Raw genomic sequence first — 22,703 nt, forward strand, 5'->3', positions numbered from 1 at the left:
GTGCTACCCGAGCTCGAAGGTACTCAAGGCCGCGGTGCTGGCGGCGCGACCCGCAGCCCCGCCAGCGCCCCAGCAGACGTCCAGCCTGGAGGCGCACCGCGCGCAGGTGGAAGCGTGGGTGGCCAAGGGCCTGCAGCCGCAGGCCATCTTCACCCGGCTGCAGATGGAGGCAGGGGTGCCGGTAGGCAGCCTCTCGGCCGTCAAACGCCTGGTGGGTAGCGTGCGTCGGGCCCAGGGCGTGAGTGAAGAGGACGTCGCCATCCCGGTGGAGACGGCCCCGGGTGAGGTGGCGCAGGTGGACTTCGGCGAGGTGGGCCGGCTGTACGACGCGGACGCGGGGGTGCTCCGGCGCGCCTGGGTGTTCGTCATGGTGCCCGGCTACAGCCGCCACCTCTTCGCCACGCTGGTGTTCGACCAGCGCGTGGAGACGTGGCTGCGCTGTCACGAGGCCGCCTTCGCGTACTTCGGCGGCGTGCCCCATTGCATCGTGCCCGACAACCTCAAGGCGGCGGTGGTGCGCACGGCCTTTGGGGTGGACGGGGAAAGAGCCCTGCAGCGCAGCTATCGCGCGCTGGCGCGTCACTACGGCTTCATCGTCGACCCGGCCCCACCCCGTGCCCCTGAAAAGAAGGGCAAGGTGGAGGCAGGCGTGCGCTACGTGAAGGGCAACTTCTTCGCCGGGCGGGCCGGAGAGGACGCGCGCGAGTGCGAGGCCGCCCTGCAGCGCTGGCTGCGGGACGTGGCGTCGGTGCGCGTGCACGGCACGACGGGGCGTCAGCCGCGCCTCCTCTTCCAGGAGGCAGAGGCCTCGGCGCTGCGTGCGCTGCCGGCAGCCGCGTGGGCGCCCGAGGTGTGGCACGAGGCCCGCGTGCACCGCGATGCCCACGTCATGTACGGCCGACGGCTGTACTCGGTGCCTTGGCGTCTCATCGGCCAGCCCGTCTGGCTATGCGTCACGGCCCACGACGTGCGCGTGTACGCCCAGGACGAGCGCGTGGCCACCCACCCCCTGCGCGGCGAGGGCCACCGCAGTACCGTGGAAACCCACCTGCCCGAGGCGCGCGCAGCCCTGCGCCACCGCAGCCGCAGCCACTGGGAGACGCGGGCGGCCCGGCTGGGCCCCCACACCGAGGCGTACGTGCGCGCCGTCTTCGACGCGGATGACGTCCTCAGCCAGCTGCGCTGCGTGCAGGCCATGGTGGTGCACCTGGAGGGCTTTCCGCGCGAGCGAGCCGAGGCCGCGTGCCGCCGGGCGCTGCACTTCGGCAACCTGCGCTACCAGGGCCTCAAGGACATCCTGCGCCGCGGCCTGGACTTGCAGCCGTTACCCCAGGACGGGCACCTGGCCCTCGCCACGCCCGCCGCCACTGCTACGCCGCCGGCTCCCCGCTACGCGCGCGACGTGCGCACGCTGCTGCTGCGCTAGCGCTGCCCCCTCGCTGTCCCCGCAGTCCCACCCCGCTCAAGGAGTGTCCCCCCGCATGAGTACCTATGACGAGCTCGTCCCCGTGTTGAAGAAGCTGCGCCTGTCCGGGCTGCTGCAGTCCCTCGAGGTGCGCTGCCGCGAGGCGGCCGACGCCAACTTGTCGCTGACGGAATTCCTCTACCGACTGCTGGCCGACGAGGTGGAGCGGCGCGACGGCAAGCAGTTGGACGTGCGCATGCGCCGTGCCGCCTTCGAACGACCCAGCACATTGGAGGACTTCGACTTCTCCTTCAACACCTCCGTCCCGCGTACCAAGGTGCTGGAGCTGGGCACCTGCACCTTTGTCGAGCGGCACGAGAACGTGCTGGTAGTGGGCCCGGCGGGCGTCGGCAAGAGTCACCTCGCCCAGGCGCTGGGCCAGCGAGCCTGTCGCGCCGGCCACGCCGTCCTCTACGTGAGCGCCCACGACCTGCTCACGCAGCTGCGCGCCTCACGCGCCGACAACAGCTACGAGCGTCGCCTCCTGCGCTTCACCACGCCAGCCCTGCTCATCGTCGACGACCTGGGACTGCGGCCCCTCACGGGAGAGGAGGGCATCGACTTGTACGAGATTGTCCGCCGTCGCTACGAGCGTGCGGCCACTTGCATCACTTCCAATCGCGCCCTGGAGGAGTGGCCGCCGCTGTTTGGTGACGCACTGCTGGCCAGCGCCGCCATGGACCGGCTGCTGCACCACTCCCATGTCCTCACCATCGAGGGTGACAGCTACCGCAACCCACCGCTCGCCAAGCGCACCCGCGCACCGCGCGCGGCCCAGGTCGAGACTGCCGCACGCTGACACCTGGCGGAGCCCCCGCCGGACCGGTTTGGCCGAACCCGCGCGACCCACGCCGTCGCGCTTCCCGGGCACCTCACGTCCGGACCTCATTGGCCGGACCGAACAGCGACCTGATTAGCCGAGCCTTGACACCTGGCGGTGGGGACGGGGCACGGGGCGTACTCGCTGGCGCAAGGCAAGTACGAGCAGGCCACGCGCGAGCTGGCGCCGGCCGCGCTGGCGGTGGCGGTGTACGCCGGGGGCAAGGGCGCTCGGGCCCTGGTGGAGTCGCGCGGCGGGCTGCGGCGCCTCCAGATGCCGGCGCTCGACGTGGCCGGCATGAAGGCGCTGATGGCGCGCCTGGAGGAGCAGCTCGGCATCGCCGCCGCGCGCGACTTGTTGCGCTACCTCCAGGCGAGCCGCGAGGGCGCGCTGGTGGCCGCCGAGTGGGGCGAGGCGGGCCTGCTGGCGCTGTACGAGGCGCGCGGAAACCCCGCGAAGGCGCAGGCGGTGCTGATGGAGGCGGCGAGCCGCGAGTCCGCTAAGCCCGTGGCCTCAAGGGGCTCGGCGGGGAAGCGGTCCGACAACCTGGACCTCTTCGAGAGGGAAGCCGAGGTGTCCGCCGCGGAGTCGCAGGCGGCGAGCCGCGAGTCCTCTAAGGCTGCAACGACGAGGGAAGGGGTGAATCGCGAGCCCGCCCGCTCTTCGGCAAGAAGGCTGCAATTCGACAACCTGGACCTCTTCGCCCAGGACGCCAAAGTAGGTGCTGCGGAGGCCGCGAAGGCGAAGCTGTTCCTGGCGGAGTTGGAGTCCTCGGGGCCCCGTCTCCCGAAGGACGTGAAGCTGCTGAAGGAGATGGCGCCCAAGCTGAACGAGCCACCTCCGGGAGTCGAGAAGGGGGCGCCGCTTTGGCAGGAGTACGTCGCCTACCGCAAGAGGCGGCTGAAGGAGATTCAGGATGGCGAGGCTGTCAAGGGCCCCCTGAAGTGGGAGGGCTACGGGGGGATGCGCGCCTACTATGCTCGGGGCATGGCCTTCGAGCGGACCATGGTCGCCATCCTGAAGGCGGACGCTGCGTTGCCCCGCGCGCAGCGGCGCTGGCTCGGTGACTTCGAACAGCCGCGCATTGAGACGCACGTGGGCGTGTCGAAGGTAGACTTCCGGTACGCCGACGTCCTCGTCATCGAGGCGCGCCCCCCTCCAGGGCAGCCACCTCGGGTGGAGACGTTCAGCTTCAAGAGCCGAAATCTCGCTGTTCTGGACGAGGATACGCTGCCTGTGCAGTTGAACACGGACGCTAGTAACGCGATGAAGTACTACGGTGGAACGCTGAAGATTCTTCGGGACGGTATGCGACAGCAGGCGGATGTTCGGCGGGTGCGCCTTGTCTATGAGGGCGGGGAGCTACTGCCCCCAAAACGAGTAGTGCTGAACAACGCGGTGGACGCGACGCAGAGCAACGTCAAGGGTGTGGAGGTGCTGTTCCAATGAAAGTGCTGACTCTGCGTGACCTGAGCAAGGTGGATAGCCTGCGCTTCACCTTTGCTGGAGCCTACGAGCCGAGGAATGGGCTGGAGCGCGAAGTGGAGCCCTTCCTTGATGCCCTCGAAGAATGCGCCGACGGGTGGATGCCGAACCTCGTCAAGACGGGCCGGAAGCGGAAATACTCCCGAGAGGCTGTGAGGCAAGCGCTGGAGGAGCGGCGCAATGAGTACGGAACGATCATCGGGCTTTTCCGTTCGGAGAACCCCAGTGTGTCGTTAGTGCTTAATCTCGGGCCGGTGGGCGAACAGTCCAAATTGAGGGTTAGCCTCAGTGCGCAGCCACTCTCCTTCTTTGACAAGGTGGAGACATGTGGCGGCTTTGTGGCAGCGGCCCGTGCTTGGGCTTCCCGGTACCCCTCGGAGTACGCCGCAGCGCACAGCCTAGCCGACCTGGAACTTGCGGATTCTCCCGCCTTCGGTCGTGACGATGCGACATGGAAGAGGGACGGGTTCGACAAGATTTATGAGCTGTTCTGGTTGAACATCTTCGGCCCAAAGCTGGTGGAGTCTGTAGGCCGAGAGCGGATGCTGACGACGCCTGCGCATCTTGTGGAGGAACTTCCCAATGGTTCCGTCCTCCTGGTGTTGCGGCCTACTGCCGCCGACTTCGACAGTGAGGAGGCGCGTGTCGCGCAGGCTCGCGCCCATGTCCACCTCCGGCCGGACCTCGACTTCGACACAGTGCTGAGCGCGCTGAGGGAGCGCAGTGCTGCATTCGTTCCCGTCGAACCGCGCTTCCACCCGGACGTGGCGCCGTTCCTCATGAGGATGCCGGACGAGTTCGCCATCAGCGAGCGACAAAGGAAGATTGCCGAGCTCAACGCCTTCCGCCCTCCTGTGCCAGAGGAGTGGCTCCCGGTCGCCCATCCCTCGGACGTGGCGAATCCGGATCGCGTCCTCGAGTCCTACGGAGACTTGTCCGAAGGTCTCGTGGCTGTGCTTCATACGGATGTGCCCTCCATCATGGAGGAGACGCCTGAGTCTCTGACGGACCTCGACTTCCACTTCTGGAAGACGCACTTCCCCGAGCGCTACACGCGCGACGTCCTCGACGGACACACCATACCGGCGTTAGGCGCCTACCTGGGGGACGTGCTGGTGCGGCGGTTGGGAGGGACGTGGGTGTTGCGGCAGAAGATGGAAGAGTCCCAGGTGCGCGTGGGCAAGCGCGTCTGGCTGCCCTTCCTCCGGGCCCGCCGGTACATGCAGTCCCGCCAGTCGCTGCTGGACTACTCGCTCACGCAGTTCTTCCATGAGGTGGAGCGGTACCGGTCCTGACTTGGTGCCAATGCTCCTCGCGCGCCAGGCGGCAGTGGCTGGCGCGCAGTTGCAGTGCGTATGGTAGACTCCCGTGTGGTGTCAGTCCGACCGCTCCTGAGCTCTTCTCCGCCCATCGGTGTCCCCGTATCCGTCAACGTAGTGGTGATGGTTGCAGGGGAGTGTCGACCACTCGTCTTGACGCACTGTCTGGCGCGGCCTCGATGCGATAATTATGCAGCAGCCTCGTCTAGGGTAGGCACAGTGAATGTGACGCGATAGAACCGGCCATTCAGCCTCCGTCTGAGGTAGTGCCATTGATAGGGGCTGTGTCGTGTTTTTTTGAGGTGTGCCGCTGAATCATTGCGGCGCCTCGTTGTCGCAACTTAGCACGACGCTTCCCGAATACCTCGACTAGCACTTCTTCCAGCAATGGAATGGCTTCCAATATGTCACTCCTACTCAACTCGGCTCCGCTGTGGCTGCCCGCGTTTCCGAGCCATTTGATTGCCATTAAGAGGTGGCCAAGTTCGGGCTCGCGCGTCTGGTAGTCTTCGATGCGATGGTGAAGCTTTTTTTGTGGAATGCTGGCGTGGTCCAGCAGAAGTTCTATGCTGGCTCGGATTCGATTTGCACATGCTCCAGGATCACTCCAGAAGATACGCCAAGCTTGGTGTAGTGCTGCCGATATTTCAGGTGTACATTCTTCCGGAAGGGGCAGAATGGGCAGTTCTGGAGTGAAGAAATCAGGGCGATAGTTGGTAATGTAGAATGGGCCAAAGATCTGCTCGGTATCTGGATCGTCGTACTTGCCGCGCGACACGTCGTAGGTTCCGCAAGCCATTACCGGTGAACTGCAGTTCGGCTCCGTGCAGAGGAAAATAGCCGTAAAGTACCCCTGCTCGTTGTCCGGTTCCCATGCATCGATGTGGTGAGAGTCCTCGGAGTCTTTCGACTCGCGCTGCTTCAGCGCCGCCTTATCGAGCGCCAGCTTTCCTTGGTTACACTGAGGGCATCGCCCAAATGGACCTGATTCCATCGTAAAGGTCTCTGGCCACGACTTCGCTTCGAAGTTCATGGTCTAGGAGTATGCCAGAAGGGTGATGCGAGGAGTCCTCCACCCTCTTCTTCCCTGGGACGCCCGAGACACCTCTCAGAGGAAGAGCCTTCCCCTCGCGGGGCGCCTACCGGCCCTCGCCTACCTTTGTGGTATCCACCCACATGGGCCAGAGAGGTACCGGAACTACCGGCTGGGACATAGCCGCTGTCTTCACCCAGCGCACGCGCGGCCCCCGGGTCAAGATAACCCCTTGCGGTGCGCCCCTATAGTTCGTCCGCAGTCTACTGCATTGCAACCATGGAGTGGTATAATAGACCACGGAGTTGTACGGACTGCTGTTGTGCTCGGGGGAGGATCATGGAGAGGCCCAAGCTGTTTCCGCTTAGGGATATCGATGCATTTGGCTCAGTAGAGATCCAGGATGCCATTGATGTGGCGCCTGAACTGTTTGGCTTCCGAGATGCTGTTGGCACTATCATTCAAGCGATTCATGGTCTGCCGGAGGCACTCGATTGCGAACTGCGCCAGATCGAAGTGTATCTGGGGCGCGCTGGGGGCGCTGCGGAGTTGCTCAAGAATCGATGGAAGGTCCGCCTCAAGAGTTTTGATTCTGCACCCTCCACACATGCCATGGCCCTATTTCGAAGCTCAACAGCTCGATTGAGAAGAGGAGGGTGGGAACGGGCAGCACATCGAATCATTGGGGCATTGAAACGCAACAGCGCTCTGTGCTGTGCTAATGCGGTGGCAGGAAGCAATGGGGCATGGCCCGCAGCTCGCCAGACGACCATTTATCTAGTTGCGCGTAAGAAGCCAGGCAGGGCTGGTGAGATCAGTGATGCGTCAGTGAATCGGGCGATTCGCGAGTTGATGGATGAACGGGACATTGATTCGGACGCTCTCGTTGAAGCCGGACGGCTTATCCCGAACAGATTTGCCACGCTTGACCTTGAGGTTGCAGAAGTTCCTAGATTTGATTTGGAGCCGGAATCAAATGCTCTTGCTTGCCGAGAGTCGGACTGTGACTATCCTGCGCGACCAGGCAACTTTGGGTTTTGTGGCTACCATCGCCGTGTTTCGTCAGAGCAAAAATGCAGGGAGCCGGGCTGCAGATTTGCGCCGCATCCCCGGAACTATGGTTTCTGCAGACGACATCGGTGAGTGCCACCGGGTGCCGGAGGCGGCATTCTCTCACGCTCCTGGTGGCCCGAAACGTTAGGACACGTCACCAACCTGGGAGACATTCTGTCGCGGCGGCTGAGCGGGACGTGGGTGCTGCGGCAGAAGCTGGAGAAGTCCCAGGTGCGCGTTGGGAAGCGCGTCTGGCTGCCCTTCCTCCGCGCGCGCCGGTACATGCAGTCGCGCGAGTCGCTGTTGGAGTACTCGCTCACCCAGTTCTTCCATGAGGTGGAGCGGCATCGTGAGTAACCGGAAATTCGACATGTGGGCAGTGGTGGGTGTTGACTGGTGCGCTGATTGCGGCGTGGTCACTCGCGTGGGGTATGATGACGTTAGGGGTAGGCTCAGCTAGTCAACTTACCGAGTTCTGCCTCGGTTCCTGGTGCGCTTGAGTCTCCGTCAATAGGTCTGCCTTCTTAGCGCAGCGCTCGCTCGGCATCATGGATGGGGCTGCGGACTAGATGCTCTCATGACGCAGCGAGCAAGTTGTTGACAGGTGCTGTTCTCTGAACGATCCCAGTACCATGTCGCGAAACCTTTCGAGTAGGCTTACTAAATGAAAAGGCGAGTTTGGATTCTCGGTGCAGGTTTCAGCAAGCCCCTTGGGGGGGCCACTGCTGCCCGAGTTGATGCGCTTTGAGGTTCGGAACCACCTCGAGGCTTCTTACCCAAAGAAGGTCTATAAAAAGCTGGATGCCAGCCGGTACGATCTCGTATTGGATCTCTACGGATACGGGTGTCGCTTTAGAGACGGGCGCAAGCCAGTTGCCTCCTTTGCGGACATTGTCGGCGAGCTTATTTGGAGTGATGCGGAGGAGTTCCTTGAGTATCTGGATGTTGCTGCCGCAGGTGGGCCCAACTCCGCCGCCTTCAAGCGGCTCGCTTACATCATCTCGATGTGGTTTCACCCGATGCATGGTCCACATCCTTTGGTCACAAAGGAGGATGCCTTTGCGTTGTCTGGGGCTGCCAAGCGTCTGATTGCAGGATCCTGTTCTGCGTTTCTGTCAAATGTGAATGTGGATACCGAGCGCTGGGAGCCGTTTGTTAAATGGGCAGAGCAGCTCGGGGGAAATGATACGGTCATTACGTTTAATTATGATTGCGTGCCTGAGATGCTTGGCGCACGTTCGAAAACGATCAGAGTCGTAGGGCTAGGAGAGGGTAGGGCGAGCCAGAGTCCCGCGGCCAGATTGCTGAAGCTGCATGGTAGCGTGGACTGGAAAGTGGTTCGTCAAGGGCCAGGCCCCTTTACCGAGCAGCCTACTGGTGATGAAATTGTTTCTGTTGAAACAGGCATGGCTCCCGATTTCTCACTCGTGTGTGAGGATCATGAGTTGGCCATTGCTAGCCCAGGTCCGCTCAAGAGGGCTGTCTCGGCTGGTTGGCTTGCTCAGCTTTGGGACCTTGCCATTGAGTCTATTCGAGAGGCCGATGCCATTGTTTTTATTGGTTATCGGTTTCCTCCTTCAGATAGCAGTGCCCGAGAGCGACTGTTGGGGGCTATCAGGAGAAACGGCAGCCCATATCTTGCTGTGCATACGGTGCTCGGCCCTGACTCACCGGATCAGCGACGCCTCAAGCAGCTCCTGCGCTTCTCTTTGGCAGACCGCCTGCAGCAGCCTATTGGCAAGCGCCCGGAATCGGCCTCAACAGTAGTTCCGAGTTACACTTTTATTGATCATCCACTTTATGGGCAGGATTTCTTGTCGGTGTTCCTAATGAGCTGGGTTACAGATGCATGGCGGGTGCAGCCGGTCTGATTCCGTCGAGCCTCGCGCGTTGAACGTGCGTGAGGTGGTGGAACTGAGAGGGGAGCAGAGTAGCAAACTGGATGCGTGCTTCCGTACGACCGAGGACCCGCATGCTTTGCTATAGGTGTCAGTTGGAGTTACTTGGCAGATGTCTGAGGACGGCACGGATCCGGTGCGTCGCCGTAACGGTTACTACGGCGACCTGTCCGAGAGCCTCGTGCCGGCACTGCACACCAAAGCGCCCAACATTTTTCGACGAGGCGCCCGAGGCCCTCACCGCTCACGGACCTCGACTTCTACTTCTGGAGGGAAGACTTCCCCGAACGGTACGAGCGGCACCTCATCGATGGACACACCGCACCGGCGCTCGGAGTCTGTCTGGGAGATGTGCTAGTGCGGCGGTTGGGCGGGACATGGGTGCTGCGGCAGAAGATGGAAGAGTCCCAGGTGCGGGTGGGCAAGCGCGTCTGGCTACCCTTCCTCCGCGCCCGCCGGTACATGCAGTCCTGCCAGTCGCTGCTGGACTACTCGCTCACGCAGTTCTTCCACGAGGTGGAGCGGTACCGGCCTTGACTGCGGCTTCCTCCCTGCGCGCGCCAGGCGGTATTGGCTGGCGCGCACTTCTCATTGTGGCAGGCGACAGTGGTCAGGGTGAAGTGCAGCCTGGCTGAGTTGCTCCCGGCTGCGTGAGTCGCGCACTTAGAAGGCGTATCAAAATGGTTTTGGGGAGAAGCGAAGTGGGCCTCCGAGTTCATCGAAACCATCCTTGAAGACTGGTCTGGTCAGCCTGTCGGCTGCATGTTCATGATCGACAAAGGCCGAATCTGCCGGGCGTATGAAGCGGACCTTCCGCCTTTCTACGGGCCGCCAGCCAGACTCAATTCAGACAGTGGCATTCCGTGGTATGTACCCCTGATGGTCAACAAGATTCGGGGCTTCGGATTTCGACTGCACATAGAACGGATAAGACGATGAGGGAAGTCGACTTCAGTCAACTCAAGGCCGATGACGAATTTCTGTCGGACCTCGGAGCGGACGTGTGGCTCATGGATAATCATCGCTGGGCATTCCTCGTTTGGACGCGCTTCGGCCGTGAGCGCGGGATCGAACGCTTTTCACTAATCCATGCTGACCACCATTGGGATGGTGTCAATGACTTTTATGAACGCGAGGAAGAGCGAGCCAGACTTCTAGCCGCCGACCTCGTGGAGATCGAGGCGATGGTTCGCAACAAAGAGTTCATTCAGTTTGACTCGTTTATCGCGCCAGCCGTGATCCGAAAGCTCGTGACAGAGGTGCACTTCTTTTGCAGGCAGACGGACACTGAGGTGGGCCTTGATGAACAGCTGCTCATCGCCACAGGAGCCCGCCAATACGTTCACAACGACCCCGGCCAGCTTGCCTCGGTCCGGTTCGAAGATCCCATAATCTTCGACCTTTGCCTTGACTTGTTCAATCGAACGAACAAGTGGGCAACCGGGGATCTCTGGACCGACGACGAGATTGATGGCTTTCTTCAGAATGTTCGCCCCGTCATCGAACGTGCTGACCTTGTAACGGTGTCGCTTTCATTTGACTACTCGGGTACCGCCGCCGATACGCGTCACCTCGCCGGGCTCGTTGTTCCACGAATAGTGCAATGGCGGTCCACGCACAATTGCTGACGAATCTGAACTAATTCCACTCGGTCACTTTCAGAATGCGTGAGGGTGGGCGGACTGTTCCCTAGGCATGACGCCAACACAGTTGAAGCGGTTGGAGGGAGAGCTGGAGAGCTTCCTTTACAACGCCTAACGAAAGTGCGGACCGGACTGGTCAGTAGCAAGGGCCGTCTCCAGCTTGAGGAGCATGGTCCGCGAACTCGTTCCCGACGCCTTCTGGCAGCGCGTGGCGCCGCTGCTGCCTCCGCCTCGGCCCAAGAAGAAGCTGGGTCGTCCTCGTGCGGACGACAGGGCGGCGCTTGAGGCCATCGTCTTCGTGCTTCGAAGCGGCATCCCGTGGGAGATGCTGCCTCGCAAGCAGCTCGGCCTGTCAGGCATGACGGCCTGGCGCAGGTTGGAGGAGTGGACCCGGGCCGGCGTGTGGGAAAAGCTCCAGGAGAGGCTACTGGATGAGTTGGGGCTTCGCGGCAAGGTGGACTTCTCCCGCGCCTCCATCGACTCCTCGTCCGTGCGGGCGTCAAAAAGGGGGCCCTCACGGGCCCAAGCCCGACGGATAGAGCGAAGGCGGGTAGCAAGCATCATCTTCTCGTAGAGGCCCACGGCCTGCCTTTCACCGAGTCGGTGACAGCAGCCAACGTGCACGACACGCACGAACTCTTCCCGCTCGTCGACTCCGTGCCCGCAGTGCGGATGCCTTCTGGGCAGCGCCGCTTTCGCCCGGCAAAACTCCACGGCGACAAGGCGTACGCCTCCAGGAAGAACCGGAGCGGGCTTCGCCTGCGCGGCATCGCCGCTCGCATCGCACGTCCGGGGGTTGAGTCCAAGGAGCGGTTGGGCCGCTACCGTTGGGTGGTGGAGCGCACCTTGGCGTGGAAGAACCAACTGCGCCGCCTTCGTGTCCGCGACGAGCGCAGGGATGATGTTCACTTCGGCTTCCTCGTCCTTGGCTGCTGCATCATGCTCCTCCGTCGCCTCTGTCCTGGTAAAGGGTGAGCAGCGCCCAGCGGAAGTCAGAGGCATCGAACACACTGCCGTTCAGCTCGCTCTGGACCCTCTTGGGTATTTGGCATTCCCCGCGCGGCATGGAGGAACTGCCGCTCATCGTGGGCGCAGTAGCGAGTGAGCCTGCCCCCGATTCCGTAGACACCCAAGATCTGATGGAAAGGGTGTCCAATGTCGGCGAGTGACGCGAAGCAGAAGAAGCTCCGGAGGTCGCGCCGGAAGTTCAAGGACGGCGCGGTGAAGCTGGTGCTGGACGAGGGGCTCAGGCGATAACTGCCGGCGGTTTTTCTGGCGGCGTTCGCGTCATCCACGCGCGGCGTGGAGCTACCGCTGTCGTGGCGGTGCGTTCGCGTTGTCCATGTCCGAGACGATCAGCCACGGCCCACCGGGTGCACGACGCAGGGTGAGGGTGAATTTTCCCGTGTCGTCGGCTCTATTGCCGTAACCGTATGCGCCGATGATGTAGCCGCTGGTGCTTTCGGTGGCAAACGCAAGCGCACGTAGCTGCAATGGACCGCCTCCTTGGCCCTCATAGGCGGCCCGGATGGCCGCACGACCACGGACAGGCGGGCGATTGCTCTGTAGTACGAACCCATCCTCCGCGAACAGCGAGGCAAGTGCGGCCGCATCGCCTGCGCGCCATGCACGCTCGTAGTCGCGCAGCACGCGGTCCAGCGCAGGTGGCAATGCGACATCGGGAAGTCGTACGGATGCGGCAGGTGCTGAGGTGCTCTGCGCCATAAGTGGCTCAGGCAACAGCATCAAGCCGAGGACGACGAACGGAAGGCTATGGCGGCTCATGGACCTCGATCACGGGTGGGTGGTGGGTGTGGCGCCGAATGAGTTGGAGCGAACGCCATAGAAGCAGAGTCTTAGCGCTCTCGGGGGGCTCTGGAAGGGTGGGCCGGCCGCCTCGCGAGAAGGGCGAGCACCCCCCGTGAAACGGCGGCGGAGGCGGCTGATCCGGGGCCTCTGAAGGCACCTTCACTTAGAGTATTGATTGAGAGGGTCGCCGCAGGGCGTGCGTTGCCCCCCCTTGAGGACCAGCAAAGCAGGTGAGAGATGAAATCAAAAAGCAGAGAGAGACGCCTTCCCAGAAACCCCAGAGCGGAAAGAGCGGGTCTTCAGGGGAATGTTGTTAACCGCCTCCCCAAAAGTTAACAGCACCTGTTAACCACTCTCGGCCTCTCTCTCCCCAAAACGGGTGAAAGAGCGGTCCAGAGAGCCCAATCGGCGGCGGAGAAGAGGGGGCATCTCGCTCTGCGAGGCTGAGAGCCGAGAGGGCCCTCTTCAGCACCGCGAGCCAAAATCCCTTGTGATTCAGGGACTTAAGCACGAAGGCCCCGCGACTTTCATCGCGAGGCCCGTGTAAAACAAAAGGGCCCTACCGGTTGGTAGGGCCCTTCGTTCAGCTCCCCGACGTGGACTCGAACCACGGACCTAGTGATTAACAGTCACCCGCTCTACCGGCTGAGCTATCGGGGAATATGTCCTCACGGCGGAACCGCGTTGCCGTGATGAGGCGCTTTCTAGAGAATGGTGCCCGCTCTGTCAACAGTCCCTTTTGATCCGCTCTCCCGGCTTCGTCTCCAGCCCTGGTCCGCACTCGACGGCCTGGGCCTCGTGGCGGCCGATGCCATCACCCAGGTGCTCGCCGACTCCGCCGCTGAGCGCGTGCTCGACCGTACTCTACGTGGCCATCGCTCCCTGACCCGAGAGCAGCGCCAGGCCCTCAAGGAGGCCGTCTTCAACGTCGGGCTCTGGCGGCGCCGCCTTCGGTTCCTCCTGGGCCGCGAGGATGCCGCCCCTCCCTTTCTGCTCCATGCCTTGATGCACGGCCTCTCGGGCGTCCCGGCTGTGGAGTCCGCCGCCCTGGCCGGGCTCGGGGATGAGGCGCCGCCCCCGTTGGTTTCGGCGCTCCCCCCCACGCTCGCGCTCCGTGCCTCGCTCCCGGATTGGCTCGCCGAGCACTTCACCCGGGAGTTCGGTCCCGAGGCCGACGACTTCTGCGCCCACCTGAACGTCCCCGGGCCCATCACCCTCCGGGCCAACGTCCTGCGCACCTCGCGGGAGGCCCTTGCCGAGCGGCTTCGCTCCGAGGGCGTCGAGACGCGCCCCGGCCCCTGGAGCCCGCTGGCGCTCCATATCGAGGGTCCCCGGCCCAACCTCTATGGCCTCCGCTCCCTCCAGGAGGGGCTGTTCGAGGTCCAGGACGAGGGCAGCCAGCTCCTGGGGCTCCTCGTGGAGGCCCGGCCCGGAGAGACGGTGCTGGACCTCTGTGCTGGCGCGGGCGGCAAGACGCTCCAACTGGGCGCGGACATGAAGGACTCGGGGCGGCTCCTGGCCTATGACCCGGACCCCGAGCGGCTCGACCGGCTCCTCCAGCGCTCCGCCCAGGCTCACCTCACCCGAGTCCAGGTGCTCCGGAGCCTTCCCGAGGGTCTGGACGCGGATCGGGTGCTCGTGGACGCGCCATGCTCGGAGCTGGGCTCCCTGCGCCGGGGCCCCGACCAGCGCTTCCGCATCCAGCCGGAGGTGCTCACCCGGTTTCCGGCGCTCCAGCAGGACATCCTCCAGCGTGGGGCCCGCCTGGTGCGCCCCGGCGGGCGGCTCGTCTATGCCACCTGCACCGTCAACCGCGCGGAGAATGAGGACGTCGTCGCCGCCTTCCTGGCTTCGCGCCCGGACTTCCGCCTCGTACGGCCCGGGGCGGGGTGGCTCTCCGACGCGTGTCTCCGCGACGGATTCCTCTTCGTCGCGCCCCACCGGCATGGCACGGACGCCTTCTTCGCGGCCGTCCTGGAGCGGTCGGCAGGATAGGGGCGGGGGTGACAGGCGGTCGCAGTGTCCGTGTCCCGACGGACGGGGGAACTCAACGCTTCGCCCGCCCGGGCCTCGAATCACCGTACCCCTCGGGCCCCGGGTGCTATGAAGCGCCCCGTGCGCTGGCTCAAGCCCCTTCCGCTCCGTCCTCGCGACGCCGTGCATGTCGTCGCCCCCTCCGGGCCCTTCGACCGCCCGAGCTTCGAGGCCGGCCTGTCCGTCATCGCGGAGCGCTACAGCCCCGTCCATGGCCCCGACATCTTCTCCGCCCACCGCTACCTCGCGGGGGATGACGCGCGCCGGGGCGGGGAGCTGTCGCGCGCCCTGTTGGACCGGGACGCCCGCGGCATCTTCATCGCCCGCGGTGGCTACGGCAGCGCCCGGCTCCTGCCGGACCTTCCCTTCGCGGACGCCTCGCACGCGGCCTTCGTCGGCTTCTCCGACCTCACCTCCGTCCACGGCGCGCTCCAGGCGCTGGGGCGCGTCTCCTTCCACGGGCCCGTCCTCACGCAGCTCGGCCGGCAGCCTCCCGCGGTGTGCGAGTACCTGTTCCGACTCCTCGAGTCCCCCGAGGCGCCGCCCCCGCTGACGGGCTCGGCGACCTACGTGCCCGGCATGGCGGAGGGGCACCTCGTGGGCGGCAACCTGTCCGTGCTGTCGCGCCTCATCGGCACCTCGTACATGCCGCCGCTCGACGGCGCGGTGCTGCTGCTGGAGGACGTCACCGAGCGCCCGTACCGCATCGACCGCATGTGGACCCACCTGCGCCTGGCGGGTGTCTTCTCCCGCGTGCGAGGCATCGTCCTGGGCGACTTCACCGGGTGCGAGGAGAAGGGCGCGGACTACTCCAGCGCCGACGTGCTCCGTGAGCTCGCGCGCGAGGCGGGCCTTCCCTGCGCGGCGGGCTTCCCCATCGGCCACGGTGACATCAACTACCCCGTGGCGCTCGGCACCCAGGTCCGCCTGGACGCGGATGCCGCGCGCCTCACCTTCCTCGAAGGAGCCGTGCGGGCATGAGTGGCGGTACCCACCCCATCGCGATTCTGCAGAAGGTCCTCAATGACGCCTGTGACCTGGGCGTCTTCCCCTCGGCCCAGGCCGTCGTGCTGCACCGGGGCGTCCAGGTGTTCGGCGGCGTCGCGGGCAAGGTCTCCGGCGACACGCGCTTCGACCTGGCGTCGCTCACCAAGGTCATCAGCACCACCTCGCTCTTCCTCCGCCTCTGGACGGAAGGGAAGGTGGGCCCGGAGACGCTGGTGTCCCGCTACTTCCCGGGCACGCCCGTGGGCGACGCGGGCGTCACCGTGGCGGACCTGCTCTACCACCGCTCCGGCCTGCCGCCCTTCGTGCCCTTCTTCGCGCAGGCGCTCACCGCGCACCCCGAGCTGCTGGACGCGGACTGTCCCTCCGCCCTGCGCGCCCACGTCCGCGACGAGGTCATCCAGGCCGCCGCCGCCACGCCGCTCGCCGCCGAGCCCAGGACGCGCGCCGCCTACAGCGACGTTGGCTTCATTCTCCTGGGCGAAATCCTCTCGCGGGCCGCGGGCGCTCCGCTGGACACGCTCTTCTCCCGCCACGTCGCCGAGCCCCTGGGCCTCAGCGCCCGCTTCCACCGCCTCACCGACTTCCCCGCGGACACCATGCCCGCGCCCACCGGCGCCACCCGCCCGCGGGAGCCGGCTCCGGGGCAGGAGACGCTGTGGAAGGACGTGCCCACCCAGTCCACGCGCCCGGGCGAAGTGGACGACGACAACGCCTGGGTGATGGACGGTGTCGCCGGCCACGCGGGCCTCTTCGGCACCGCCGTGGACGTGGCCCGCTTCGGCCAGGCCGTGCTGGACGGCTGCGCGGGCGGAGCCGTCATCGCGCCGGGGCCGCTGTGGCACCGCGCGCTGGCCACGGACTCGAAGGTGCAGGCCAGCACCCGCTCCATGGGCTTCGACTCGCCCTCCGAGGGCGTGTCCAGCGCCGGGCACTACATTGGCGACACCCCGCCGGGCGCGGTGGGGCACCTGGGCTTCACCGGCACCAGCCTCTGGGTGGACCTGCGCCGCTCGCTGGTGGTGGCGCTGGTGACGAACCGCGTGGCCAACGGCCGCCAGGAAACGCGCATCCGAGATTTCCGACCGCTCTTCCATGACTTCGTCGTGGAGGCGCTCGAGCTCACTGAAACGAAGCAGGGACACCATGGCTGACGACAACGGAAACGTCCTCGACACCCTCGAACCCGGCAGCGTGCGCCGCATCCACCTGGTGGGCGTGGCTGGCACGGGCATGGGCTCCTTCGCCGGCATGCTCAAGGCCGCCGGCTACGACGTCACCGGCAGCGACGAGAATGTCTACCCGCCCATGAGCGACATGCTCCGGACGTGGGGCATCCCCGCTTCCACGCCGTACCGTCCGGAGAACCTGGACGCGGCGAAACCGGACCTCGTCATCATCGGCAACGTCATCCGCCGCGTGAATCCCGAGGCCACCGCCGTGCGCGAGCGCGGTCTCAAGCAGATGAGCTTCCCCGCCGCGCTGGGCTCGCTCTTCCTGGACCGCTCGCACTCCGTCGTCGTGGCTGGCACGCACGGGAAGACGACCACGTCCTCGCTCATGGCCCACGTGCTGGTGGCGGCGGGCAAGGACCCGTCCTTCCTCGTGGGCGGCGTCACGCAGAACTACGCGGGCAACTACCGCGTGGGGAAGGGGGCGCACTTCGTCGTCGAGGGCGACGAGTACGACACCGCGTACTGGGACAAGGGCTCCAAGTTCCTCCACTACCGGCCGCGCACCGCCATCCTCACCAGCGTGGAGTTCGACCACGCGGACATCTTCCGCGACTTGCCGCACTACGAGGCGACGTTCGAGAAGTTCGTCCGGCTCATCCCTCAGGACGGGCAGCTCGTCGTCTGCGCCGCCTATCCCAACGCGGTGAAGCTGGCGCGCGAGGGCTGTCCGGGGCGCGTGGTGACGTACGTCGCGAAGGAGGGCGCGGACGCGGACTACACGCCGCGCAACCTGTCCTTCGGCCCGGACGGCGCGCGCTTCGACGTGGTGGCGCGCGGCGAGGTGCAGGGCACGGTGCAGCTTCCCATGGGCGGCGCGCACAACGTGGAGAACGCACTGGCCGTCATCGCGGCGGCGCAGGGCCTGGGGCTCACCTTCGACGAAATCGCCCAGGGGCTGGCCACCTTCAGCGGCGTGAAGCGCCGGCAGGAGCTTCGCGGCGAGCCGGACGGTGTCATGGTGATTGACGACTTCGCGCACCACCCGACGGCCGTGCGGGAGACCATCGCCGCCATCCACCACCGCTACCCGGAGCGGCGGCTGTGGGCGATTTTCGAGCCGCGCTCCAACACCAGCCGCCGCAACATCCACCAGGAGGACTACGCCCACGCCTTCACCGGCGCGGCCCGCGCCAGCCTCAAGGTGCCCGAGCGCCACGACAAGGTGCCCGTGGGCGAGGAACTGGACGTGCGCAAGCTCGTCATCGACCTCCAGGCCCAGGGCATTGACGCCGAGGGTGCCACGGACGTGCAGGTCCTGGTGGACCTGGCCGCCCGCGAGGCCCGTCCCGGCGACGTGCTGCTGGTGATGAGCAACGGGGCCTTTGGTGGTTTCATCGACAAGGTGCTCGCGGCTCTCTCGGCCCGTGCGCAGAAGGGAGCCTGACATGTCGCGCCTGCCATTCGCCGTCGTCGTTGGAGCGCTCGCGCTGTCCGGCTGTGCGCGCGCTCCCTCCATTCCGCCGCCGGGGCCGGAGGGGCAGGGGGCTTCAAAGCGCAGCGGGCTCAAGGGCTCGCAGCCGCTGGACTTCCAGGTGAAGCGCTATCCCGGCGGCGAGTCATATGACCTCGCCTCGGACCGGGGCAGCGTGGTGGTGCTCGACGTGTGGGCCACCTGGTGCGAGCCCTGCAAGGACGCGCTGCCCTACTACCAGGACCTCGCGAACGAGTACGCGGCCCAGGGCCTGAAGGTGTACGCGCTCAACATCGACGAGGACCCGCGCGCCATCCCCACCTTCCTGGCGGAGACGAAGGTGACGCTGCCCATCCTCCTGGACCAGAACGCCCAGGTGGCCGAGCGCACCCTCAAGGTGCGGGGCATGCCCACCACGTATTTCATCGACCGCAAGGGCGTGGTGCGCCACGTCCATGAAGGCTTCGCCGAGGAGTTCCTCGCGAAGTACCAGACGGAGCTCGAGGCGCTGCTCGCCGAGCCCACCCCGTAGAGGAGAGCGTCATGTCCCAGGACTCGCCCGACAGCCTGCGCCGCACCGCCGAGGAGGGCGCCCGGCTCGCTGGCCGCATTCTCGCGGACCGGTTCCTGGGCGAGCGCACCATCGAGTTCAAGGGTGGCATCGACCTGGTGACGGACGCGGACAAGGCCTCCGAGGAAGCGCTGCTGGCCTTCATCCGCGAGCGCCACCCCGACCATGCCATCCTCGCGGAGGAGAGCGGCGCCACGCAGGGCACCGACAGCCTGCGCTGGCTGGTGGACCCGCTGGACGGCACCACCAACTATTCGCACCGCGTGCCGCACTTCTGCGTCAGCGTGGCGGTGGAGGGCCCCGGCGGCGTGCTGGCCGGCGTCGTCTATGACCCGATGCTGGACGAGCTGTTCTCCGCCGCGCGCGGGCAGGGCGCCACGCTCAACGGCCGTCCGCTGCGCGCCAGCACCGTGTCCTCGTTGGACCGGGCGCTGCTCTGCACGGGCTTCCCCTACGACGTGCGCGAGCGCCCGGATGGGCCGGTGGGCCTCTTCACCCGCCTCATCCTCCACGCGCAGGGCATGCGCCGCACGGGCAGCGCCGCCATGGACCTGGCCTACGTGGCCGCGGGCCGCTTCGACGGCTTCTTCGAGTTCGGCTTGAAGCCGTGGGACATCGCCGCGGGCTCGCTGCTGGTGGAGGAGGCGGGCGGCGTCATCCGCCACATCTCCGGCGAGCCCTTCGACGTGCTGCGCGGTGACGTGATTGCCTCCGCGCCCGCGCTGGCCCCGGCGCTGCTGTCCGAGGCGAAGCACTTCGTGGACGGGCTGCGCGAACAGCCTCCGCGCGGCTGAGGCTCAGGCGAAGGCTAGAAGAAGCTCTCCGGCACGAAGACGATGTCGCCGGGCTGGAGCATGAAGTTCTTCTCCCGCCCCACGCCGATGTCCTCCACGGGTACGCGAATCTTGCGCTCCTGCCCGTCCACCACGCGCGTCACCAGCGTGTTGTTCTTCGCCGCCAGCTTGGTGAAGCCGCCGGCCAGCGTAATCGCCTGGACGATGGACATCTCGTTGTCCACGGGGAAGGTGCCCGGCTTCTGCACTTCGCCGAAGACGAACACCTTCTGCGAGTTGTACTCGCGGATGAGCACCGACACCTGCGGGCGGCGCACGTAGCGCGCCAGGCAGTCCCGCAGCTGGTCCGCCGCCGAGCTGGGCGTGGTCCCCGACAGCGGCACCTTGCCGCACAGCGGGTAGTCGATGGTGCCCTCGCTGGACAGGCGCCAGGTGCCGGAGTGCTCGGGCTCCTGGAAGACGCGCACCTCCACGACGTCTCCGGGCCCCAGCTTGCCGCCGCTGGAGCGCGCGGCTTCCGCCTCCGCGGCGGGCGTGGGCGCGGGCGGCGGCGGGCGCTGCGACGTGCCGAAGCAGGCGGGCAGCGTCATCAGGGACAGCGCGGTGAGGGCGGCGCGGAAGCTGTTCATCTCCAGGAGGGACAGACGCTCACTCAGTACGTCACGGAGAGGCGGGCGTACCCCTCGTGCCGCGAGTAGTTGAGGCCGCCGCCATCCACCGAGGAGGAGCGGCGACCCAGCATGTAGCCTGCAGCGCCCGTCAGCCACGGGTAGAACTGGTACTCCGGGCCGATATTCACGCCGACGACGGTGTCCTTCCGGCCGCCGTCGAAGCGCAGGAAGTCCACCGCGAGCCCGCCGGACACCGTCAGCTTGCCGCCGAAGAGGGCGCGCACCTCGCCGTAGCCCCGGTTGTCCGTGAAGAAGCCGTAGGCGGCCACGGGCTCCAGGGTGCGCAGGTAGCCCGCCTTGAAGCTCAGGGTGGGGCTGTAGAGGTAGGTGCCCTCCATCTGCCCCAGGAAGGTGCCGCCGCCGGTGCTGCCGAAGTTCTGGCCCCAGCCCGCCTTCGCCGTGACGGCCACCTTGGGGGACACGAGGCCCGCCACGCCGCCCATGATGCGCAACAGCGAGGCCCCCGGCGTGCTGTCGTTGAAGTAGCTGCGCACGTCCAGGTGGGTGTCCAGCACCACCGCCGTCTTCGGCAGGAAGCGCCAGCGGCCTTCCGCGCCCACGCGCAGGTTGCCGTAGTCGAAGCGCTCCACGGCGGCCGGGTCGCACACGCTTTCGGTGCAGCCGACGGGGCTCACCGAGCTCAGCGGCTGGAAGAACTCCACCGCGTAGGCCACGCTGGGCGTCAGCTCCAGCGCGCCGCCGCCGGGGCGCCACGGGGCCTTCACGCGCGCTTCATTGAAGAGGCTGAGCACGCCCACGCCCACGGCCGCGGTGCGCGTGCGGTCCGAGCGCGCGAACTGGTTCGACACCTCCAGCGTCAGCGGGGCGTCCGGGTTGAAGCGCGCGGTGAGGTCCGCCGCGCCCTCCATGCGCGAGGCCGCGCTGGAGTTCTTCGTCACCAGGCCCGTGTACATCACGTAGTCCAGGTTGGCGCCCAGGTTGAACGCCAGGGTGGACGACGGAATCTCCAGCCGGAAGCCAGGGCGGAAGCGCAGCGCCACGTCGCTCGCCAGGTTGGCCGATACCGGGTCGCTGTTGGGCTCCGCGTTGGAGGTGGGCGAGAAGTAGCCCACGCCGCTGTCCAGCCGCGTCTCCAAGTCGAAGTAGGGGTGCAGCCGCCCGTTGCCCACCTTGAAGCCGTTTCCCCCGGTGGGAGGCGCCGCGATGCCCTGCGCGGAGGCCGTGCCGCCCAGCGCGAGCAGCGCCAGTGCACCCAGTCCTCCCCAGAATGTCGCGGGCTGCTTCATGGCTCAGAAGGGCTTCCCAGGTGTGAGGTGCATCTCCTCCCACCTTTCGTGCTTGCGGCCGGCGGCGTCATAACATGCGTGTCAGGCCGGACCGAACGTTTGTTGGCGGTGTTACCGGACGGGGCTGGCGGGAGGTGGGCGCACCAGGACGGTGTCGGGCGTGAGGGGACGGCTGGGGTCTCCTCCGGGGAGGTTGTTGGGCTCCTCCACCTCTACGAACAGGTTTTCATCGGTGCGGAAGGCGAGCTGGCCGATGCACTCCTCGGCCTCCGAGCGGAGCTGTCCCACCTTCTGCCGGGCGATCATCACCTTGGTGAATTCGTGCTCGCTGGACGAGGACTCCTGGCGGGACACCGCCTCCTGGAGGGACACGTCCGCCTGCTCGGAGATGCGCAGCAGGCCCTTGATTTGAGTGAGCTTCTCGTTGGCGCAGTTGAGCTTCACCACGTCCTTGGTGCGCCGGGCCTCCTCCACCTTCCCCAACACCGAGCGCAGTACTTCGCGCATGCCACCCAGGGCCTGCGTGCTGCGCACCAGCTTCGCCGAGTCCGGCACGTCGCTGGCCTTCTCCAGCGCCGCGGTGGCGGCGGGAGGGGCTGGCGGCGCGGCGGGGGACGGGCTTTGTGCCGTCGCCATGCCGGCGGCCAGGACGGCAAGCATTCCGACGTTGCGCATGCGGCTCACGATGCCGCAGAGCGTAGAGGCAGGGGTGGGGGGTGTCAAACCAACACGAGGGCGATGAAAGTGGCCAGGACTGACTAGTCAGTCCTTCGTCGCGAGACGAACATTGGCCTCGCGCAGACGGGCAGACAGGCTCCTGGCGATATTCACCACGATGAAGGTGAACCCATCTCCATGCGTCCTCCGGAACTCGCGGAGGTCCTGCGCGCCGAGCTGAAGCAGGTCCACGTCCGTCTTCGCGCGCACGGTGGCGGAGCGGAAGTCCTTGTCGATGAGGCCCATCTCCCCGAAGAACTCGGGTGGGGACAGCACCGCGAGCGGATGCAGGCCGCCCTGGGGCTGACGGCGTGCGACTTCCACCTGGCCGCGGACGACGACGAAGAGGCTGTCGCCCAAATCCCCTTCTTCGAAGATGACGTCCCCGGCCGCGAAGTGCCGCGCCCGCGCCAGCTCGGCGAGGTGGCCGAGCTCCGCGGAGGAGAGCATTTCGAAGAGCGGCGATGCGGCGATGACGGACAGCTTCTCCATG

Annotated in this window: 19 protein-coding genes, 1 tRNA gene and 3 pseudogenes; 16 read left to right on the forward strand and 7 right to left on the reverse strand. The window is 66.0% G+C overall.

Annotated features, from left to right (window positions below; all coding sequences use genetic code 11):
• The first annotated feature begins 34 nt into the window (after positions 1-34).
• From istA to BHS09_RS09195, 4 genes and pseudogenes are all read left to right on the forward strand, one after another.
• Positions 35-1,426, forward strand: a complete 1,392-nt coding sequence (gene istA / locus BHS09_RS09180; RefSeq protein ID WP_237080265.1) for an IS21 family transposase — start codon at positions 35-37, stop codon at positions 1,424-1,426.
• A 55-nt stretch (positions 1,427-1,481) separates the two neighbouring features.
• Positions 1,482-2,264 carry an IS21-like element helper ATPase IstB gene (gene istB, locus BHS09_RS09185; protein WP_140797697.1) on the forward strand — a complete coding sequence of 261 codons (783 nt, stop codon included), beginning with the start codon at positions 1,482-1,484 and terminating at the stop codon, positions 2,262-2,264.
• 129 nt (positions 2,265-2,393) lie between these two features.
• A pseudogene (locus tag BHS09_RS09190) lies at positions 2,394-3,734 on the forward strand (hypothetical protein); the annotation flags it as partial.
• Positions 3,731-5,065 (forward strand): hypothetical protein, encoded by a 1,335-nt coding sequence (locus BHS09_RS09195; protein WP_140797698.1) that lies wholly within the window; start codon positions 3,731-3,733, stop codon positions 5,063-5,065. The pseudogene BHS09_RS09190 and the gene BHS09_RS09195, both read left to right, overlap by 4 nt.
• Before the next feature lie 271 nt (positions 5,066-5,336).
• Here BHS09_RS09195 and BHS09_RS09200 read toward each other — a convergent pair whose 3' ends face one another.
• On the reverse strand, positions 5,337-6,122 hold the full coding sequence (locus BHS09_RS09200; protein WP_140797699.1) for a DUF4145 domain-containing protein: 786 nt from the start codon (positions 6,120-6,122) through the stop codon (positions 5,337-5,339).
• A 339-nt stretch (positions 6,123-6,461) separates the two neighbouring features.
• Here BHS09_RS09200 and BHS09_RS09205 point away from each other — a divergent pair, with 339 nt between their 5' ends.
• The 6 genes and pseudogenes from BHS09_RS09205 to BHS09_RS09230 all read left to right on the forward strand — a co-directional run bounded on the left by BHS09_RS09205 (position 6,462) and on the right by BHS09_RS09230 (position 11,691).
• Positions 6,462-7,265 (forward strand): hypothetical protein, encoded by an 804-nt coding sequence (locus tag BHS09_RS09205; RefSeq protein WP_140797700.1) that lies wholly within the window; start codon positions 6,462-6,464, stop codon positions 7,263-7,265.
• A gap of 72 nt (positions 7,266-7,337) precedes the next feature.
• Positions 7,338-7,532 (forward strand): annotated as a pseudogene (locus BHS09_RS09210) (hypothetical protein); the annotation flags it as partial.
• Between the two features lie 380 nt (positions 7,533-7,912).
• Positions 7,913-9,046, forward strand: coding sequence for a hypothetical protein (locus BHS09_RS09215; protein WP_140797701.1), 1,134 nt, complete (start codon positions 7,913-7,915; stop codon positions 9,044-9,046).
• Between the two features lie 184 nt (positions 9,047-9,230).
• Positions 9,231-9,610 (forward strand): annotated as a pseudogene (locus BHS09_RS09220) (hypothetical protein); the annotation flags it as partial.
• 398 nt (positions 9,611-10,008) lie between these two features.
• Positions 10,009-10,701, forward strand: coding sequence for a peptide arginase family protein (locus BHS09_RS09225; protein WP_140797702.1), 693 nt, complete (start codon positions 10,009-10,011; stop codon positions 10,699-10,701).
• A gap of 184 nt (positions 10,702-10,885) precedes the next feature.
• A protein-coding gene (locus BHS09_RS09230; protein ID WP_140797703.1) for an IS5 family transposase occupies positions 10,886-11,691 on the forward strand; the annotation gives its coding sequence in 2 pieces (ribosomal slippage) (positions 10,886-11,231 and positions 11,231-11,691; 807 coding nt in all).
• Positions 11,692-12,024: 333 nt separating this feature from the next.
• Here the strand turns inward: BHS09_RS09230 and BHS09_RS09235 are convergent.
• Together BHS09_RS09235 and BHS09_RS09240 are read right to left on the reverse strand one after the other, a co-directional pair.
• Positions 12,025-12,501, reverse strand: a complete 477-nt coding sequence (locus tag BHS09_RS09235) for a YybH family protein (protein ID WP_140797704.1) — start codon at positions 12,499-12,501, stop codon at positions 12,025-12,027.
• 611 nt (positions 12,502-13,112) lie between these two features.
• Positions 13,113-13,185 (reverse strand) — tRNA-Asn (locus BHS09_RS09240).
• 51 nt (positions 13,186-13,236) lie between these two features.
• Between BHS09_RS09240 and BHS09_RS09245 the strand changes: the two genes are divergently transcribed.
• From BHS09_RS09245 to BHS09_RS09270, 6 genes are all read left to right on the forward strand, one after another.
• Complete coding sequence (locus BHS09_RS09245) at positions 13,237-14,520, forward strand: RsmB/NOP family class I SAM-dependent RNA methyltransferase (RefSeq protein ID WP_140797705.1); 1,284 nt, start codon at positions 13,237-13,239, stop codon at positions 14,518-14,520.
• A gap of 108 nt (positions 14,521-14,628) precedes the next feature.
• Positions 14,629-15,540 carry a S66 peptidase family protein gene (locus BHS09_RS09250; RefSeq protein WP_140797706.1) on the forward strand — a complete coding sequence of 304 codons (912 nt, stop codon included), beginning with the start codon at positions 14,629-14,631 and terminating at the stop codon, positions 15,538-15,540.
• Positions 15,537-16,718 carry a serine hydrolase domain-containing protein gene (locus BHS09_RS09255; protein WP_140797707.1) on the forward strand — a complete coding sequence of 394 codons (1,182 nt, stop codon included), beginning with the start codon at positions 15,537-15,539 and terminating at the stop codon, positions 16,716-16,718. Before BHS09_RS09250 ends, BHS09_RS09255 begins: the two co-directional genes overlap by 4 nt.
• Positions 16,711-18,183 (forward strand): UDP-N-acetylmuramate:L-alanyl-gamma-D-glutamyl-meso-diaminopimelate ligase, encoded by a 1,473-nt coding sequence (gene mpl / locus BHS09_RS09260; protein ID WP_140797708.1) that lies wholly within the window; start codon positions 16,711-16,713, stop codon positions 18,181-18,183. The genes BHS09_RS09255 and mpl overlap by 8 nt, the downstream gene beginning before the upstream one ends.
• A 1-nt stretch (position 18,184) precedes the next feature.
• The gene (locus BHS09_RS09265) at positions 18,185-18,742 is read left to right on the forward strand and encodes a TlpA family protein disulfide reductase (protein WP_140797709.1); all 558 of its coding nucleotides are present in this window, start codon (positions 18,185-18,187) and stop codon (positions 18,740-18,742) included.
• Positions 18,743-18,753: 11 nt separating this feature from the next.
• Positions 18,754-19,575, forward strand: coding sequence for an inositol monophosphatase family protein (locus BHS09_RS09270; RefSeq protein WP_140797710.1), 822 nt, complete (start codon positions 18,754-18,756; stop codon positions 19,573-19,575).
• Between the two features lie 14 nt (positions 19,576-19,589).
• On the opposite strand, the gene BHS09_RS09275 is transcribed toward BHS09_RS09270, so the two are convergent.
• From BHS09_RS09275 to BHS09_RS09290, 4 genes are all read right to left on the reverse strand, one after another.
• On the reverse strand, positions 19,590-20,204 hold the full coding sequence (locus BHS09_RS09275; RefSeq protein ID WP_090491896.1) for a polysaccharide biosynthesis/export family protein: 615 nt from the start codon (positions 20,202-20,204) through the stop codon (positions 19,590-19,592).
• Between the two features lie 23 nt (positions 20,205-20,227).
• The gene (locus tag BHS09_RS09280) at positions 20,228-21,493 is read right to left on the reverse strand and encodes a hypothetical protein (protein ID WP_140797711.1); all 1,266 of its coding nucleotides are present in this window, start codon (positions 21,491-21,493) and stop codon (positions 20,228-20,230) included.
• Positions 21,494-21,604: 111 nt separating this feature from the next.
• The gene (locus BHS09_RS09285; protein ID WP_174258702.1) at positions 21,605-22,168 is read right to left on the reverse strand and encodes a hypothetical protein; all 564 of its coding nucleotides are present in this window, start codon (positions 22,166-22,168) and stop codon (positions 21,605-21,607) included.
• Positions 22,169-22,255: 87 nt separating this feature from the next.
• Positions 22,256-22,702: a cyclic nucleotide-binding domain-containing protein gene (locus tag BHS09_RS09290; RefSeq protein ID WP_140789041.1), complete on the reverse strand. Its 447-nt coding sequence runs from the start codon at positions 22,700-22,702 to the stop codon at positions 22,256-22,258.
• Position 22,703: the final 1 nt, after the last annotated feature.

Origin of the sequence: Myxococcus xanthus, from assembly GCF_006402735.1 — a bacterium.
In the GTDB taxonomy this organism is placed as follows: Bacteria; Myxococcota; Myxococcia; order Myxococcales; family Myxococcaceae; genus Myxococcus; species Myxococcus xanthus_A.